Here is a 17,525-nt window from a genome sequence, read left to right as displayed (position 1 = left end):
TACATATATATTTAGGTACTGGGAGAAAAATGAAAATAATGAACAGCAATGAACGGCTAAAAGTTCAAACAGGTATAAAAATGGTCATCTTTGGTCCTTATGGTATAGGTAAAACTAGTCTCTTAAAGACCATAAATGAACCAACACTTTGTCTTGATTTTGAGGCAGGTTTACTTGCTGTTCAAGATTGGCAAGGGGATTCTGTAAGTATTCGTACTTGGAATGAGGCAAGAGATATTGCATGTCTCATAGGTGGTCCTAATCCTGCGTTAAAATCTGACTCAGCATATAGCCAAAGACACTATGAGCATGTATCCAGTAAATACAAAGAGCTTGCTTCGGAGTTTTTCAAGTATCGATGTGTTTTTATCGATAGTATTACAGTAGCCTCGCGTTTATGTCTTTTATGGTCAAAAATGCAACCTGAAGCTTTTTCTGAAAGATCAGGAAAACAAGATATGAGAGCTGCTTACGGGTTACTTGCTCAAGAGATGATGGCTTGGCTCAATCAGTTTCAACATATTCCAAATAAAGACATCATTATAGTTGGAACTCTTGGGCAATACCTTGATGATTTCAATCGCTCGACTTGGCTACCTCAATGTGAAGGTGCTAAAACCGCAAGTGAAATTCCTGGCATTGTTGATGAAGTAATTAGCATGGTTGGAATCAAGAAAGATGATGGTACAGAAATTCGTTCATTTGTCTGTCAGACGATTAATTCTTGGGGATATCCTGCTAAAGATCGAAGTGGTTGCCTTAATATGGTTGAAGAACCGCATCTAGAAAAACTTCTTACAAAAATTAAAACTAAAGCTTTTGCAATTCAACCTGTCACGCCCAACATATAGGAGGTTATTATATGCTACAAAACTTTTTAACTATTGGTCAAAAAATTCCTTTTTTCAGTGTGAAAGAATACTTGGACGATCGATCGCCAATACCAGAGGATATAATCTCACCAAGAATTCTAACTAAAAGAGGTTTGTTAGTATTTGGTGGCCCTCCTAAGATTGGCAAAAGCGACTTTTTGATCTCTTGGCTTGTCCACATGGCTGCTGGTAGATCATTTCTCGGTATGACACCAAATAGACCTTTGAAAATCTTCTACATGCAAACTGAAATTGAATATGAATATATGAAAGAACGTTTGCAACAACTTGATAATGAACTTTTGAATGTAGCTGCTAACAACTTAATCATTACGCCAAAAGTGCACTTATCATTTAATCATGATGAAATAAGTGAAATTAAGGAGATTGTAAATGAACGCTTTAAACCTGATGTTTTGGCCATAGATCCATTACGTAACATCTTTAGCAGTGAATATGGAAATGAAAATGATAATAGTGCTATGCTGTTCTTTCTGCAAAAGACTCTTGAGAAGCTACGCAGTGCTGTCAATCCAGATGCTTGTATTGTACTCACTCATCATACAAAAAAATTATCGAAAAAGATGCTCGAAGAAGATCCATTTCAAGGCCTAAGTGGTGCTGGATCTTTACGTGGATTTTACAGTACTGGTATGGTGATGTTTGCTCATGATGAAGAAAGCAGTGCACGCCAGATAGTATTTGAGCTTCGCAATGGTGAACGCGTGCCAAACAAACTTGTCGATAAGATAAATGGTCATTGGCAGCTAATGGAATAGCTAACTTTCACTTTAAAGTCAACTTATAGGAGAGCGTATGCTACAAGATTTTTTAACTGATTTTAATAATGCAAAACTGCAGAGCAGTTTAATACCGAAAGGTACAATAGTCAAGGTAAAAATGGCAATAAAGCCTGGAGGTTATGAAAATTGGTTCACTAAAAACTACACTACTGGCAGCATCTATTTAAACACTGAATTTACTGTCACTGAAGGTCCATATGCAAAACGCAAGATTTTTCAGATTATAGGTATCAAAAATGGCAAAGCAGAAGGTGAAGAAGACATCTGGGGAGAATCTGGACGTTCTATGCTGCGTAGTATTTTGGAATCATCCAGAAATATTCATGCAAATGACACTTCAGAGAAAGCAGTTACTGCTAGAAAAATCAACTCTATAGCTGATTTCAACGATTTAGAGTTTACAGCGAAAGTAGGCGTTGAAACTAATAATACGTATGGAGATAGGAATAGGATTACTACAGTTATTACTCCAGAATTACAAAAAAGTTTTCAAGATGATTGGTTACCATTTTGAAGTATGACGAAGGAAAGTTGTGGGCTGCTGTTATTACTAGAGCTATTCAGGATGCAGCAGGAAAAAACCCTAAACTTAAAAAAGAGGCTTGTCAATGGATTCGCTCACGATCTTTTGAAACTGTTTGTGAGCTGGCTAATCTTGACTTTAAACGTCTAAAAAATATGTTGAACAAATTTGGAATAAACAAGGAGAATTTTATGGATTTTTCATCTAAAAATGCTTTGAAAATAAAATCATTATTAATTAATAACATCAAAGATTGTTTATCTTATTTGTTACCTGAAGGCAAATCTTACCAAGATAAATTCTATATTGGCAGTAGAAATGGAAATAAGATAATAGTTGAAATGGAAGGAGAAAATGCAGGAAATTGGTACAACCTGATCGAAGAAAAGAAAGGAAATATAATAGACCTTTGGACTTTAGTTAAAGGTAATATAGATTCTGCTGAAACATGGTTGAACGGTAAAGATGAAAGAAGTTCCATATTACAAGAAAAACAAAACGAAGGAAAAGCATTTTCTGTAAATCATTACTTAAATGACAAATCACCAATGCCACAAGATATAATAGGCCCAAGAATTTTGACACCAGGTGGTCTTTTGGTCATAGGTGGTACTCCAAAGATTGGCAAAAGTCATTTTCTTCTTTCTCTATTAGTACATCTGGCAGCAGGAAGATCATTTCTTGGCATGAAGCCTACAAGACCGCTAAAAATATTCTATCTACAAAACGAAATGGAATATGATTACATTAGAGAACGTATACAACAACTCAACAAACTTCCTCATTTAGCAACAGAAAACTTAATTGTGACGAACAAGATGAATTTGACCTTAAATGAAGAAGGTATAGAAAAAATAAAAAATATGGTAGAGGAAAAGTTTGATTTAGTTGTGATTGATTCTCCTTATAATTCCGTTAACTATGGTCTGCAGCATGCAATAGAAAAACTACGTTCCAAGATTAATCCTATGGCTGGAATAATCATCACAAATCACACCAAAAAAGTACCTACCTCTATATTGGAAAAGAATCCATTTCAAGCTCTCGTTGGTGCTAACGCTTTAAGAAGTTTTTATACATCTGGAATAGTAATATTTCAACCCAATAAACGTACAAATATCTTGCAAGTAGTATATGAACTTAGAAACGGTAGATCTATACCAACAAAATTCATCAATAAGATTAATGGATGTTGGAAATCTGCTAACGTTATAGCTAGAACATAAAAATTCTTCAGGTAGGTATGGATATTTATTGTTCACAAAGAAATGGACATTATAAATTCTTAGGGGAGAAAGAACAGTTAAAAACTCAACTCCTATCAAATATAAGGTCATGTCTTTCTTATTTACTGCCAAGAGGAACTTTTCGTGGTGATAAGTTCTATGTAGGTGATCTAAAAGGCAATCAAGGAAAAAGTATGATAGTGGAGTTAACTGGCAGTAAAGCCGGATTATGGCATGATTTTTCTACCGGAGAAGGAGGAGATATTTTTGATCTTTGGGCTGCTGTTACTGGAAAAAATCAATTTACTGATACGATAGAAGATATTGCTAAGTGGATTGGTTATTCGGAAAAAAATAACACTCTGGGGCAACCAACGGCATCATGGAACTATTACGATGAAAGTGATCAAGTGATTGTTACAGTTTATCGTTATAACACTGATTCAGGAAAAAGATATCTTCCTTTTGATGTAAAAAGGTCTAGTTTTACTCCACCACAGATCAGGCCTTTATATAATATTTCAGGTATTATGAAATCTGATAAGGTGATTTTAGTTGAAGGTGAAAAGTGTGCAGATGCTCTGATAGAGCAAGGTATGACTGCCACAACTGCAATGTTAGGAGCAAATGCACCAATAGAAAAAACAGACTGGTCACCACTTAAGGGCAAGCATGTTATTATTTGGCCAGACAATGATGAACCAGGTAAACAATATGCTGAGAAAGTTGTGAAAAAGCTTACTTTTCTTGGTGTTTTATCACTTACTCTTCTTGAAATACCGGAGAATAAACCAAAGGGATGGGATTCAGCTGATGGTATAGAAGAAAAGATGAATATTCCTGAATTCATTGAAAATAACTCGAAAAAAATCATCGTTAAGCAATTGCTTAATATTCAAGAATGGAGCGTAGAACGTTTTATAGGTCCAGTACCGGAGCAAAAGTTTCTTGTTGAAGGGTTATTTCCTTTAGGAGTGACATCTATTCTAGCTGCGATGGGAGATACTGGCAAAGGTATGCTTCTGCTTGATTTAGCACTGAAAGTTGCGAGTAGAAAAGATCAGCCATGTGGTTTTGGTCCTTTAGTTACTGAACATGGATCTGTTGTAATATTCTCTGCAGAAGATGATATGAGTGAAATACATCGTCGTTTAGAGCGTCTTGACTCACAATGCGAGAGATTAAAATATAAGGATAGGCTCTTTATTGTACCATTACCAAATGTTAGTGGATCACTTACAATCATAAAAAGTGTTTCAGGTAAAGTTATAGAGACTTCTCCTGAATTTGAATCGATAACAAAACAACTTAATAAAATAAAAGACTTAAAATTAATCGTATTTGATCCACTTGCATCATTCGTGCATGCTGATTTAAATACTGACCCAGCCGTAGGCGATTATTTGATGTCTTTATTATCTGATTTAGCAGGTAGCACTGGAGCATCAATAATTACTGCTCATCATATGAGAAAGCCAAAAAGTGAAAAACCTATATCGACTGTTGAGCAAGCACGTGATGCCATTAGAGGTACATCTGCTCTTGTTAATGGTGTTAGGTGTTCATACGCTTTTTGGTCTGTGGAAGATACAGCTAAACCGACAATTTTTAAATCAATAGGAGAATCTGTAAGACAGAACGCATTATTTTATGGAGCAATTGTTAAAGCAAACGGTTTGGCTGATCGCACTTTACGCACTTATTTAAGAAATGAAGAAACAGGATTGTTAGAGGACATAACTGAAAGATTAAGAATAAAAAATATGAACGAAAAAGATTCAAAGCAGCATCTTATAACTGCAATTACACGAGCAGCAATTTCTGGACATCCATTTACCCATACAGGAAGTACAGGAGTGTATAAACAGCGGCATAGACTACCTGAGGAGTTTCACAGTATAGGAAGAGATAGAATGGAGCGTATAGTTCAAGAGCTGTTACAAACACGGAAGCTGGTTAAGGGAATGGCTACTGGTTCAAAAGAAGATAAATGGCTTGACATTCCTAGCGGACCATTTGCTCGCGGTGTTGGAAAGTTTAGCTGTGGAGCTGAGCTATTCTCCTAAAAAATTTTTCTGATATAAAAAAATATTTTGATTTTTGCGGACGAATTTTGAACTCACCGTACATATATAATATAGGGGGAAAATGTCAATACTCACACAGTCAGGAAGAGCAGCAATAGCAGCCAGCATCAAAAAGCAATCTATCCATCTTGCTTGGGGAACAGGTGATTCAAGCTCTGGAAGTAGCCACAAAGTAGAAAAAACTTTCGTTAAGGGTGAAATAAAATTTGATCATCAACCTATTTTTGATCGTCAACCTATTAAAGATGTGAAGGTTTTTACAGGGCAAACAACTTATCAGCCAAGTATTGACTATACAGTTAATGGCAGTACTGGTGTAATAAAACTTACGGAAAATAGCTCTATCACGGCAAATAGTGCAGTTACTGTAGAATATACTCAAAGCACACCACCTGAATCTATAAATTCTATAAAGCTCTTGAATGAACTTGGCAGACGTACTGCAGATGAGGTTCTCTTCTGCACAGGTGATGAGAATGGAGAACTTGTAACTCCTTCTGGAAGGTTTAGGTCCTCAAATGTACCAACCAATAATTTGTACCTTAAATTTACTTTCGATTTCACGGATGCAGCAAATCAAGTAATCAGAGAGCTTGGGGTTATGGTTGGCACTAAAATAAAAGAAGGATTACCTAGAGGACAGAGATATTTTGAGCCAAAAGATGTAGAAAACCATGGAATTTTATTAGTTTTAGAACACACTGTGCCACTTATCAGAACAGCTGCAACCCGGGAAACTTTTTCATTTGTAGTGACTTTTTAACTATGACACTGACTAGCTATTATAACCGCTTTAATCCTGACAAAGAGTACGAAAAAAGCTTATTTCTTGCTGGAAGAGGTTTGCAATCTGCAGAATTAAACGAGACTCAGGAGTATGCTCTCTCTAAGCTTAAAGGCATAGGTGATGCAATATTTCGTGATGGTGATGTTATAACGGGAAGCAATTGTATTATAGATGCAAAAACTGGTAAAGCTACACTTGAGGGAGGAAAAATCTATCTGCGCGGTGCAGTTAGAAAAGTTGAAAAAGAAGAATTTGTTATTCCACTGAGTACCACAGTTCGCATAGGTGTTTATTATGTAGAATCTACGATTACAGAACTTGAGGATGAAAACCTTCGTGATCCTGCTATTGGTACAAGAAACTATCAGGAAGTAGGAGCTGCAAGGCTTAAAGTTTCCACCATTTGGGGTTATCAAGCAGAAGGTCTTTCTCCACGTTTTTCTGAAGGAGAGTTTTATCCAATCTATAACATTGAAAATGGAGTATTAATAGAACATTCACCACCTCCACAAGCAAACATAGTAACTACTGCTCTTGCTCGTTATGACAAAGAAGCAAATGGTTCCTACGTCGTAAATGGTCTTGAAGTAATGTTCCTGCAAAAGGAAGAGGGAGAAGGAGGAAAAAAAATATTTGTGATTAATGAGGGCAAAGCTCATGTTGATGGCTATGAGATTGAACTTCCTCACAGTATTCGTGTTTCTTTTGATGAAGATCCGAATATAAAATCAGTTGAATCAGAACCACATACTTTTCAGCCAAATAGCCAAAGAGTAATGGAACTTAAAGTTAATGATTTTCCAATAAGTGAAATTAAAAAAGTAGATATAACTGTTCAAAAAACCATTACCATTACTCATGGTTCATATTCAGGAGCTGTTGATCCAATACCTGACTCTGCAGTACTTGAAATTATTCAAATTAAACAAGGTAATGTTATTTATGAAAATAGTGTAGATTATAAACTAAACGCAGGAAATATTGATTGGTCATTACCCGGCAAAGAACCAGCTCCTGGAAGTAGTTATCAAATAACCTACCGCTGTCGTACTCATGTAAGCCCTGAAGATATAAGTGAACAGGGATGCAAAGTAAAAGGAGCAGTTGATAACAGCTTGGTTCTGATTGATTACACCTGGAAAATGCCCTGCTATGATTTAATTACTATCGATAGCAAAGGGGTGGTAAGGAGAATAAAAGGTATAGCTCACCCTTGGAGACCATCAATGCCTAAAGCGCCCTCTGGACAACTTTTGCTCTGCTACATTCATCAGACGTGGAAAAAAGGCGAAGGGGTAAAAATAGTGAATAATGCTATTCATGCTGTACCGATGAATGAGCTTGAAGCAATGAAAAAAGGAATAAATGATCTTTATGCGCTGGTTGCAGAGGAACGTCTACGCAATGATGCAAATTCAAGAGAACCTACAACGAAAAAAGGAGTATTTGTTGATTCGTTTTTTGATGATGATATGCGTGATCAAGGAATTTCGCAGTCTGCAGCAATAGTAAACAAAGAATTAATTTTACCTATAGATGTGGAAATTATTGATGTTGAAAGAGGTAAAGAACCTTATCTTTTACCTTATAAACTTGAACCGGTACTGGAGCAGCTTTTACAGACTAAAGGAGAAAAGATCAATCCATATCAAGCTTTTGATCCAGTTCCGGCACAAATTACTCTAAATAAAAACATTGACCACTGGACAGAGGTTACCACGAATTGGAAAAGTCCAGTAACCAGAGTATTTAATGTTAAAGAAACAACAGAGCTGCTGTCAAGTACCTCATACGAAACTGAATTTATGAGAGAAGCAGTACAGAATTTTGAAATTGAAGGTTTTGAGCCAAGTGAGAAGCTTAAAGAGATAAAATTTGACGGAATAATTATTCAACCTATAGCATAAAAATATGTTAATAGTTAACAATCAAGGACAAATAAGTGGAAAAATAAAAATCCCAGCAAATATTCCAGCAGGTACTAAATTAGTACAGTTTTATGGTGATAAAGGAAGCTATGGAGAAGCAACGTACACTGGTAAAAAAACTATTACCATAGAAGAGAGAAGAAGAGTTATCGCAGCAAGAAGAGTTGATCCTTTAGCGCAAACATTTACTTTAAATGAGAGCAGACACATAGGAGGTCTAGAGTTATGGTTTATAAATAAAGGCAAAAAACGTGTTGTTGTGCAGATTAGAGAAACAGCAGTGGGAATGCCCTCGCAGACTGTCATTGCTGAAAGTTATATTGAGCCAAAAGATATAAAGATAGATGGCACAGCAACACGTATAGAATGGTCACCAATGTTTTGCCATGCAGGAGAGGAGTATGCGATAGTACTACTTACTGATGATGCAGATACTGCAGTAAAAATAGCAGAGCTTGGCAAGTATGATGCAGTAAATAGCCGTTGGGTAACAAGTCAACCATATCAAGTAGGAGTATTACTGTCATCTAGCAATGCAAGCACCTGGACTCCACATCAAAATTTAGATTTAACGTTTCGACTACTAGCTGCAAAATTTAGTGAAGTTTCTCATGTTGTTGACCTGGGCAAAGTTACTGTAAATAATGTATCAGATTTAATTGTTTTGACGAACGTCGAAAAAGTAGCATTTGATACCAATGTAGAATTTATCTTAACAGATGAAGAGGGAAGAGAAAACTTTTTGTCTGATAATTTGCCGCTCGCGCTGCGTGAAAGAATAAATGGGGAATTAACGGTAAAAGCAAGCCTAAAAGGAGGGCGAGAAAAAAGTCCTATTCTCTATCCTGGGTTACAGCTAGTTCTGGGTAATCTTTCAGAGTTCGGAGATTATGTTACAAGAAGCATTACAGCAGGAGCTAACACTAAGATTACCATAACATATGATGCGCTGATACCTGGCACTGCAGATGTTAAAGCATATGTACAAAAAAACGTGGATTGGCAATTAGTAAATTTAACATCAGGAAAACCAATTGGAGAAAATTTGGTAGAGAGAACTCATGTGCTATCAAATTTTAATGGTAATGATACAAGGATAAAATTGGTTTTAAGTGGAACGGTTGTCTATCGTCCAAAAGTCAAAAATCTACGAATCATTATCACTTAGCAGAATGTCAGATGATAAAACAAGTAGAGGATACTCTTTGACTCATCCAGAAAACATTGCTGTGCAAGATGTTGTTCGTATCCGTACCACAATTAAGAAAATAGATGAAGATATTACCGAAAGAGAAGATGAGCATAATCAACTTAAGAGTAATTTTGAGCGGTTTAATTTTGAGACTTTTTTAAATTTTTGGAAATGAAAGAAGCAATATACCAAAGGATAAAGGATTTAGCAGCAAACAGCACACCTGATCAACTGGCATATCTTGCAAAATCTCTGGAATTGATAGCAGATAAAAAAGCTATTGCTGACATTGTGCAGATGACTGAGGTAAAAGAGATAATTGATGCACTACAAAAGAGGCTTAAGGATTTAGCAGCAAACAGTACACCAGATCAATTAGCATATCTTGCTAAAGCATTGGAATCAATAGTCGACAAAAGTGCAGTTTCTGAAATTGTACAGATGACAGATGGTAAGCTAAAAGAACTTCTTGATAGTGCAAAAAAACACTTAACTGATCTGGATAATAAAAAAGCTAGTTCTTTAGCAGTGATCTCTGAATCAGAGAAGCAGTTATTAAAGAGAATTGATGAAAAAGGAACAACAAATTTATCGCTACTTGATACGAGAAAGAATGCCAATATTGCAGCAATAAATAGCATTAGTAATAGTCATAAAGATGGTCTTAAAGGTTTAGTAGAAGATTTTCGTGCTGTTAATAATGTACCATCTGGCTCATCAATTATAGGAGAAATAGAAACTCGAATTGAAAACATCTCTAATGAGGTAAAAACTCGGGATGAACAGTTAAAAGTGTCTCTTATAAATGAAATAAGAAAGCGCAACATGGTTGAACCAGGGTCATTACCTTTCTTATTTGGTGTACTTGGCAGAAAAAATAATTATTTTGGCCACGGAACTTTTACGACAGAGCTTGGAAAGTGGAGTAGTGATATAACAAAAACTGACTATATGTTACAACTACTAGCAGGTAGCCATACGTACAATACAGATTACGTTAGTTTTTATCGGCCAAGACAACTAAGTTTTATAGAGGGAAGTAAAGGAACATTTATTTACGGAGAGTTATGCACAAAAAGTTTTTCGGGTAGTTATGATGAGATATACTATTACCCGTATGCTGCACTTGGAGTAGTATTTGTAAAAAATACAACCAATGTGAACATAAATAAGACAATGGAATTTGTTGGATCATCGTATTCGAGTACGGAGTATGGGGGAGCAGGATTATTTGTGGGAACTCCTGATAACACTAATTCTAATAAATCAAGTATTTCAAAAATAGTATGGAAAAATGTTTACCAATACATGAGTTCTGATAGCAAGTTAGCCGGATCTGGTAATGTGGAGATTCCAGCAGGAAAAACAGTTGCAATATTACTTTACACATCATCTTATCTGTATTCCAGAACACAAGTTAGTCAAGGTATGCTTGCATCAAATTATGTACACAACTATGGTCAATTTATTCAGTGGGGGATTTATAACATACGTAGCAATTTTCTCACCACAGGGCTTGAGGTAGATGTGGAAAGGACGCTCAGGGGTTGGCAATGTCCAGGATTATCTAACACGTATGAGATTTGGAGGTAACAAACAATGTCTATCTACATTAGATTTGAAAATGATAAACAAGTAGAAACAACAACACTTGAAAGCAAGCCAACTGAAAATGATTGGTATGAAGCACCAGAAGATTTTGATTGGCAAAAAAGCTATTGTTTAACAGAAGGAGGAAAAATTGCTCAGCGTACTAAAGAAGATATACAAAAGGAGTTACTGGATAATGCGAAGCTTTGTGCATTTGATAGTATGCGTTTCTATTATGATAATCATACTCACCAATATGCAGGTCATTCTCACCAAAAAGCTAAATCTTATGAGATTCAAGCGGAAGCCGCAAAAAGCATTCTAGCAGCACCAGAATCTATAGATGAAAAGGATAAAGAAATTATAGAACCTTTAGCAAAAGTCCGTGGTATTACGGTTATTGAAATGGCAAGAATAATTGAGGAAAAAGTGAAAAAAGCAGTAAAAGAAATAATGAAATGTGAAGAGCTTGAAGATTTAGCCAAGAGAAAGATTGAAGAAGCCAAAAGCGAAAGTGAGCTAAGGACTTTGCTCGATGATTTCAGGAAAAAAATACAAAGAAATGGCTGAAGAATTTTTACATGGCGTAAATGTTATTGAGGTAACCTCAGGAGCAAAGACAGTACGTACAGCTAAATCATCAGTGATAGGTGTAATTGGTACTGCACCTGAAGCAGATGAGCAAAAATTTCCGCTAAATAAACCAGTGTTAGTTGCAGGAAGCTTAAAGGAAGCAGCAAAGCTCGGAAAGAGTGGCAGTTTACCTTCTGCAATAAATGGAATATTTTCCCAGATTGGTGCAACAGTAGTAGTTATTCGAGTTAAAGAAAGTGAAAACAGCGATTCAAAGCTCAAAGAAAGTGAAACTATCCAAAATATAATTGGCGGTGTTGATAAAGAGACTGGAGAGTATCAAGGGATAGAGGCATTCCTCAGTAGTGAAAGCATAGTTCATATTGCTCCAAGAATATTAATTGCACCTCAGTTTACTCATCAGTTACCTGAAATAGATGGAGTAAATCCAGTAGTGAGTGCTTTAATTTCCATAGCAGAAAAATTAAGAGCAATTATTGTTGCAGATGGACCAAATACTAATGATGAAGAAGCAATAAAATGGAGAAAAAGTGTAGGCAGCTCAAGAGTTTACGTAGTTGACCCATGGATTAAGTTATTTATTGAAGGAAAAGAAAAAATCTTGCCATCGAGTCCATTTGTAGCTGGTTTAATAGCTAAAATAGACAGCGAACAAGGCTTCTGGCATTCACCTTCAAATAAAGAGATAAATGGTATTGTTGGCACAAGCAGGCCTATTGATTTTAGCTTAGGTTATGCAAATTGCAGAGCAAACCACTTAAATGAAAATGAAGTAACAACGATAATTCATCAAAATGGCTATAGGCTTTGGGGAAATAGAACATGTTCAAACGATTCGAAATGGGCTTTTCTATCAGTAAGGCGCACTGCAGATTTAATTAACGATAGTTTACTTCGAGCTCATCTCTGGGCAGTTGATCGCAATATCACAAAAACTTATATAGATGATGTGATTGAGGGGGTGAATTCTTATTTGGCCAATTTAAAAGTACAAGGAGCGATTATCAGTGGAAAATGTTATGCAACTCCCGAACTCAATACACCGGCAAATATTGCAAGCGGAAAAGTGTCTTTTGATTTTGAGTTTACACCGCCATATCCAGCTGAGCAAATAATATTCAGATCCCATCTTGTAAATAATAGTGTAATAAGTTAGGAGAAAGCGAAGTGTTACCCAAAATACTGAGAAATTTTAACGTATTTGTAGATGGCCGTGGTTATGCAGGAAAAATAGATGAAATTACGCTACCAAAACTTACCATAAAAACAGAGGAGTATCGTGCTGGTGGTATGGATATTCCAATAAATATTGATATGGGCATGGAGAAACTTGAAGCAGACTTTACTTTCGCTGAGTATGATTCAGAACTATTTAGACTTTTTGGCTTGATAGATGGAAACTCAGTATCTTTAACGCTCCGTGGAGGAATGCAAGGTAGTGGTAGCAATGAGGTTGAAGGAGTAATTATCAACCTTAGAGGCATATTCAAAGAATTTGATTTTGGTAGCTGGAAACCTGCTGAAAAAGCCACTCTAAAATGCACTGTAGCTGCTCATTATTATAAACTTACGATAGGTGGCAATGAGCTGATAGAGATCGATGCTGAAAATATGATAAGAAAGATAAATGGTGTTGATCAAATGGCCTTGCTGCAAACGGTTTTAGGTATTTAGGTTTAGTTTTAAAAAGATTTTAGAATTTTATTTTTTAGGAGAAAGTATGACAACAGTAAAACTTGATAATCCAATAACAGTTGATGGTATTTCTGTCTCAGAACTTACCATTAGACGTCCAAAAGTAAGGGATTATTTAGCAATAGAACGCCTTAATGGTAGTGATCTAAGTAAGGAAGCAACTTTGACTGCCAATTTGACATCAGTTGCAAAAGAAGCGATTGAAGAGTTAGATATTGCTGATTATGTGAAAGTGCAAGAGGTATTAAAGGATTTTTTTTCACCGATTATCCAAAAAACTTGAGATTAGAAATACTAGTGCTTGGCTCTATCATAGGTGGTGGAGTTGAGCACATTCTTGATATGGAGATTAGTGAGTTTATTTTATGGAGCAAATTAGCTAGGGAGTTCAAATGTCAGTATTATCGATAAAAATAGGTGCGGTACTTGATGGCAGTTTTAATACTGTAATAAAGGGAAGCAGTAGTCAACTTACCCGTCTTGGTGAGAATATAAGAAAGCTTGATTCATCTTTAAAATCAGTATCAAAGTTTAAGCAGTTGGGTAGTGATGTTTTAACTAGCAGAAGGTCATGGAAAGGTTTTGAGGATCAGGTAAAATCTTTAGCTAAACAAATGAAAGCAATAGAGAAACCAAGCAAAACTTTAAAAGCTGAGTTTGATAAAGCTAAGTTTTCTGCAACAAAAGCAAAAGAAGCATATTTGAAAAAGAGAGATGCTTTGCATTCATTTAATGAAGAAGTAAGAAAAAGTGGAAGAAATATTAAGTCATTAGTAAGTGATCAATATAAACTTGGTTCTTCTATTGAAGTGCTAAAAGGTAAGTATGGTAAGCTTGGGTCTGCAATACGTAGTCACCAAAGTTTTTTAGCAAGTAAAGCACATTTTAAGTCACAAATTGTAGAGACTATTGGGCTAGGGCTAACGCTTGCAGCGCCAATTAAAGTTGCTGTTGATTTTGAATCGGCTATGGCTGATGTTAAGAAGGTAGTAAAGTTTGATAATAAAAAAGATGAAGTAACTAAATTTGCTGAAGGGTTAAAGGAAATGTCAAGAACAATACCATTATCAGCCGCAGAATTAGCACAAATAGCTGCAAGCGGTGGTCAACTTGGTATCAAGAAAGAAGATCTTTTTAAGTTTACAGAAACAGTAGCAAAAATGTCTACAGCATTTGATATGTCTGCAGAGCAAGCAGGTGATTCCATAGCTAAACTTTCTAACGTTTATGGAATTGATGTTAGTGAAATGGAGCATGTTGGTAATGTAATCAACCACTTATCAGATAACACTGCTGCTAAAGCAAAAGATATGGTTGAAGCTCTAGCAATAGTTGGTGGTACTGCAAAGCAGTTTGGATTAAAGTTTGAACAAACAAGCAGCTTAGTAAATGCTTTTATTAGTTTAGGTAAACAACCAGCAAAAGCTGCAACTGCTATAAATGCACTGCTTAGCAAACTTCAAACTGCTGAAGGTCAAGGAAAAGAATTCAAAGCAGCACTAGAAGAAATGGGCATAACCGCGGAAGAAATGGTACAAAGGATCAGTGAAAGCGGAGAAGAAGCACTACTTCACTTTTTTCAAACTCTAAAGAAAATGGATAATCAGGAACGTTCTACAATCCTGATGAAACTTTTCGGTCAGGAATATCAAGATGATATTGCATTATTAGCTGGAAGTTTTAATAAGTATGAGGATGCAATAAAGTTACTGGCTAATACAGAAAAGTACGGAAGCTCTCTGCAAGAAGAATTCAAAAATCGTGCAGACACTACAGCTAATAAATTACAATTACTTAAAAATGCAATAGTTGAAGCTGGCATGAATCTAGGGTCAGTAATGTTACCTACCTTGAATTATGTAGCTGGAAGTTTGAAAACAATAACAGAGCATATAGCTTCTTTTGCAGAAAAATATCCAACTTTAACCACGACGATCATGGGTACTGTAGCAGCTTTGATAAGTTTAAAAATTGCAGCAGTAGGACTAGGATACGGATTTACATTGCTAGGAAGTACGATTTTTGGTCTGAAAGCAAACCTACTTGGAGTATTTTCATTTTTATCAGCTACAGTTTTTCCTGCAGTAGTAACAGGACTAAGAACAATAACGCTTGCTGTAATGAGTAATCCTATAGGGCTTTTAATTGCTGGACTTGTTACTGGCGCAGCTCTTGTTATCACTAACTGGCAAAAGGTGAAAGACTTTTTCTCTAGCTTTTGGAAATCGATAATAAAACCCATAGAAGAAGCTTTTTCATGGATAGGGGAAAGTGTATTTGGAAAAGTATTAGGGAATAGCCCACTGAAAGAGTTTGAAAAAAGAAAAACTGAAGTAAAAGCAGTACATAGTCCCCTAAAGAGTAATATTCTCAACAGTGGAAATCCTTTGCTAAGTAACAGTATAATTAAAGAATTTTCCAAGAGAAATCAGAATAATTTCAGAATCAAAAGCCTTATTGAGGAGAAAAAGTTTACAGAGAGCGATAATGATAAGATATTTGCAGATTTTGGAAGGAGTAAATTTGAAAATAAAGAACAAAATAAAACTCAGAACATCACTAATAATTACACTATCAGCATTAAAGCAGAGCCAAATCAAGATGTTCGTAGTCTTGCAGATGAAGTAATAAAAAGGATAAGAGAAAAATCACGTGATGTTTTATTTGATACAGTAGAGACGTTTTATTGATCAACTATGTTTTTAAAAATTTTTTATTTGTGTTATCTCTTGGTCCATATAAATTTACTCCGATAAGTTTGAAGTATAGTAAAGAAAATCGTTGGAGTGTAATTGAATGTATCGATAAAATGCCGTCACTACAAAATATTGGTCGAGGAGTGGAAAATGTAGACATAGAAGGAGTTATTTACCTTAATACTCTCAACAGAGTAAATCAATTAAAGAATATGAAAGAAGCTGAAAAACCGCATGTTTTAGTAGATAGTCTAGGTAATATTTTAGGACAATTCGTAATTACTAGGTTAGAAGAAAAGCAGATGTATTTTTTACCTAATGGACTACCAAGAAAAGTTGAATTTAGTTTGAGTTTGAAGAGCTATAGATGACTATATATTACTTAACTAAAGAAGGAGAAATGCTAGATCTGATTTGCTGGAAACATTATGGATTTACCGATGGAATAGTGGAGGAAGTATTGCTTAAAAATCCAGGCCTTGCAGAACATGGAAGTTTTTTACCGGTAGGACTAAAAATTAAATTGCCTGTAACAGAAAAACCTCTACAAAAGTCAAAATTAAAAGTATGGGAATAAATGCAGCCAGATTTTATAATAGATAAATGTGAATCAATTAGAGATAGAGTTATATCATTGCGCCTTACAGATGAATCTGGAACTATAGATGATGTAGTTGAAGTACATGTTGATTATAGGGATGAAAACACAGATGTTCCGAATGAATTAAATATCGCTCTAGGTTACAGAGAAACTGGAGTCTTACCAATGGGCATATATACAGTCAACGAAGTTACAATACAAAGTCCACCTAAGACTCTACTAATCAAAGCTCATGCAACAAATTTAAGACTATCATTAAAGGAGAAAGCATCTAAAGAATGGCATCAAATTACTCTAGGTAGCTTGGTTAAGGAAATAGCAGAAAAGCACGGATATGGGTGCAGAGTTGCAGAAGAATTTGAAAATGTGTTGATTCCACATATTAACCAAACAGAAGAAAGTGATATAAGTTTACTAACAAAAATAGCAATAGAACGCGAGGCAATGGCAAAGTTAGCTGGCGGATACATACTTTTTATTCCCAAAGGCAAAGCAAAGTCGGCAACTGGAAAAGCTTTAGGAACAACAGCTATTAGACCTCAAGACACAATAAATTGGAAGGTTCACTTTACCGTGAGTAGGTACAACTCAGTAATTGCAAAATGGCATAGCTATGAAAAAGGTGAAACTATATCAGAAATAGCTGGTTCTGGTAGTCCAAGTTATACTATACAGATGCTTTACTCTAATGTAGAATCAGCATTAAGTGCAGCAAATGCTAAGTTAAAACAATTAAAGCGAAATAATGCAGTATTGGATGTCACTATGCCTGGTAATCCAGAACTATTTGCAGAGGCAAAACTTAGCTTGTTAGGATTTCATCAAGACATAGATGGTGAATGGGTAATCGACAGAGCAGAACATGTGTTAGATAGTTCAGGTTATCGCACTGTGTTATCAGCATCAACGTTAAAGAAAAATCAGTAAAACA

General features: G+C 35.6%; 18 protein-coding genes. All 18 read left to right on the top strand.

The genetic code is table 11. The annotated features are described in order from the left end of the window. The first annotated feature begins 29 nt into the window (after positions 1-29). The 18 genes from ACQH2O_RS04175 to ACQH2O_RS04090 all read left to right on the top strand — a co-directional run bounded on the left by ACQH2O_RS04175 (position 30) and on the right by ACQH2O_RS04090 (position 17,521). Positions 30-851: an ATP-binding protein gene (locus ACQH2O_RS04175; RefSeq protein ID WP_425385064.1), complete on the top strand. Its 822-nt coding sequence runs from the start codon at positions 30-32 to the stop codon at positions 849-851. Between the two features lie 11 nt (positions 852-862). After that, positions 863-1,651: an AAA family ATPase gene (locus ACQH2O_RS04170; protein ID WP_208571551.1), complete on the top strand. Its 789-nt coding sequence runs from the start codon at positions 863-865 to the stop codon at positions 1,649-1,651. Between the two features lie 37 nt (positions 1,652-1,688). After that, a complete protein-coding gene (locus ACQH2O_RS04165) occupies positions 1,689-2,189 on the top strand; it encodes a hypothetical protein (protein ID WP_182364992.1) in 501 nt (166 codons plus the stop codon). Then, positions 2,186-3,424 carry an AAA family ATPase gene (locus tag ACQH2O_RS04160; RefSeq protein WP_264376934.1) on the top strand — a complete coding sequence of 413 codons (1,239 nt, stop codon included), beginning with the start codon at positions 2,186-2,188 and terminating at the stop codon, positions 3,422-3,424. The genes ACQH2O_RS04165 and ACQH2O_RS04160 overlap by 4 nt, the downstream gene beginning before the upstream one ends. Before the next feature lie 17 nt (positions 3,425-3,441). Beyond that, complete coding sequence (locus ACQH2O_RS04155) at positions 3,442-5,490, top strand: AAA family ATPase (RefSeq protein ID WP_425385063.1); 2,049 nt, start codon at positions 3,442-3,444, stop codon at positions 5,488-5,490. An 82-nt stretch (positions 5,491-5,572) separates the two neighbouring features. After that, entirely contained in the window at positions 5,573-6,274 is a 702-nt protein-coding gene (locus ACQH2O_RS04150; protein ID WP_425385062.1) for a hypothetical protein, read from the top strand. 2 nt (positions 6,275-6,276) lie between these two features. Continuing rightward, positions 6,277-8,205 carry a DUF4815 domain-containing protein gene (locus ACQH2O_RS04145; RefSeq protein WP_425385061.1) on the top strand — a complete coding sequence of 643 codons (1,929 nt, stop codon included), beginning with the start codon at positions 6,277-6,279 and terminating at the stop codon, positions 8,203-8,205. Positions 8,206-8,209: 4 nt separating this feature from the next. Next, a complete protein-coding gene (locus tag ACQH2O_RS04140; protein WP_264953770.1) occupies positions 8,210-9,394 on the top strand; it encodes a hypothetical protein in 1,185 nt (394 codons plus the stop codon). Between the two features lie 4 nt (positions 9,395-9,398). Next, positions 9,399-9,593, top strand: a complete 195-nt coding sequence (locus ACQH2O_RS04135; RefSeq protein ID WP_425385060.1) for a hypothetical protein — start codon at positions 9,399-9,401, stop codon at positions 9,591-9,593. Then, entirely contained in the window at positions 9,590-11,011 is a 1,422-nt protein-coding gene (locus ACQH2O_RS04130; RefSeq protein WP_425385059.1) for a hypothetical protein, read from the top strand. The genes ACQH2O_RS04135 and ACQH2O_RS04130 overlap by 4 nt, the downstream gene beginning before the upstream one ends. Before the next feature lie 6 nt (positions 11,012-11,017). Next, on the top strand, positions 11,018-11,578 hold the full coding sequence (locus tag ACQH2O_RS04125) for a hypothetical protein (RefSeq protein ID WP_425385058.1): 561 nt from the start codon (positions 11,018-11,020) through the stop codon (positions 11,576-11,578). Further along, positions 11,571-12,758 (top strand): phage tail sheath subtilisin-like domain-containing protein, encoded by a 1,188-nt coding sequence (locus ACQH2O_RS04120; protein ID WP_425385057.1) that lies wholly within the window; start codon positions 11,571-11,573, stop codon positions 12,756-12,758. Before ACQH2O_RS04125 ends, ACQH2O_RS04120 begins: the two co-directional genes overlap by 8 nt. An 11-nt stretch (positions 12,759-12,769) precedes the next feature. Further along, on the top strand, positions 12,770-13,276 hold the full coding sequence (locus ACQH2O_RS04115; protein WP_265023128.1) for a phage major tail tube protein: 507 nt from the start codon (positions 12,770-12,772) through the stop codon (positions 13,274-13,276). Between the two features lie 46 nt (positions 13,277-13,322). Continuing rightward, positions 13,323-13,580, top strand: a complete 258-nt coding sequence (locus ACQH2O_RS04110) for a phage tail assembly protein (protein WP_425385056.1) — start codon at positions 13,323-13,325, stop codon at positions 13,578-13,580. Between the two features lie 109 nt (positions 13,581-13,689). Then, entirely contained in the window at positions 13,690-15,987 is a 2,298-nt protein-coding gene (locus ACQH2O_RS04105) for a phage tail tape measure protein (RefSeq protein WP_425385055.1), read from the top strand. Between the two features lie 29 nt (positions 15,988-16,016). Next, complete coding sequence (locus ACQH2O_RS04100; protein ID WP_265027834.1) at positions 16,017-16,364, top strand: phage tail protein; 348 nt, start codon at positions 16,017-16,019, stop codon at positions 16,362-16,364. Beyond that, the gene (locus tag ACQH2O_RS04095; protein ID WP_064085527.1) at positions 16,361-16,570 is read left to right on the top strand and encodes a tail protein X; all 210 of its coding nucleotides are present in this window, start codon (positions 16,361-16,363) and stop codon (positions 16,568-16,570) included. Before ACQH2O_RS04100 ends, ACQH2O_RS04095 begins: the two co-directional genes overlap by 4 nt. Next, positions 16,571-17,521: a phage tail protein gene (locus ACQH2O_RS04090; RefSeq protein WP_425385054.1), complete on the top strand. Its 951-nt coding sequence runs from the start codon at positions 16,571-16,573 to the stop codon at positions 17,519-17,521. Positions 17,522-17,525: the final 4 nt, after the last annotated feature.

The organism is Wolbachia endosymbiont (group B) of Schoenobius gigantella, assembly GCF_964031005.1.
In the GTDB taxonomy this organism is placed as follows: domain Bacteria; phylum Pseudomonadota; class Alphaproteobacteria; order Rickettsiales; family Anaplasmataceae; genus Wolbachia; species Wolbachia pipientis.
The sequence above is the reverse complement of the archived record's forward strand: the minus strand, read 5'-3'. Positions and strand labels throughout refer to the sequence as shown.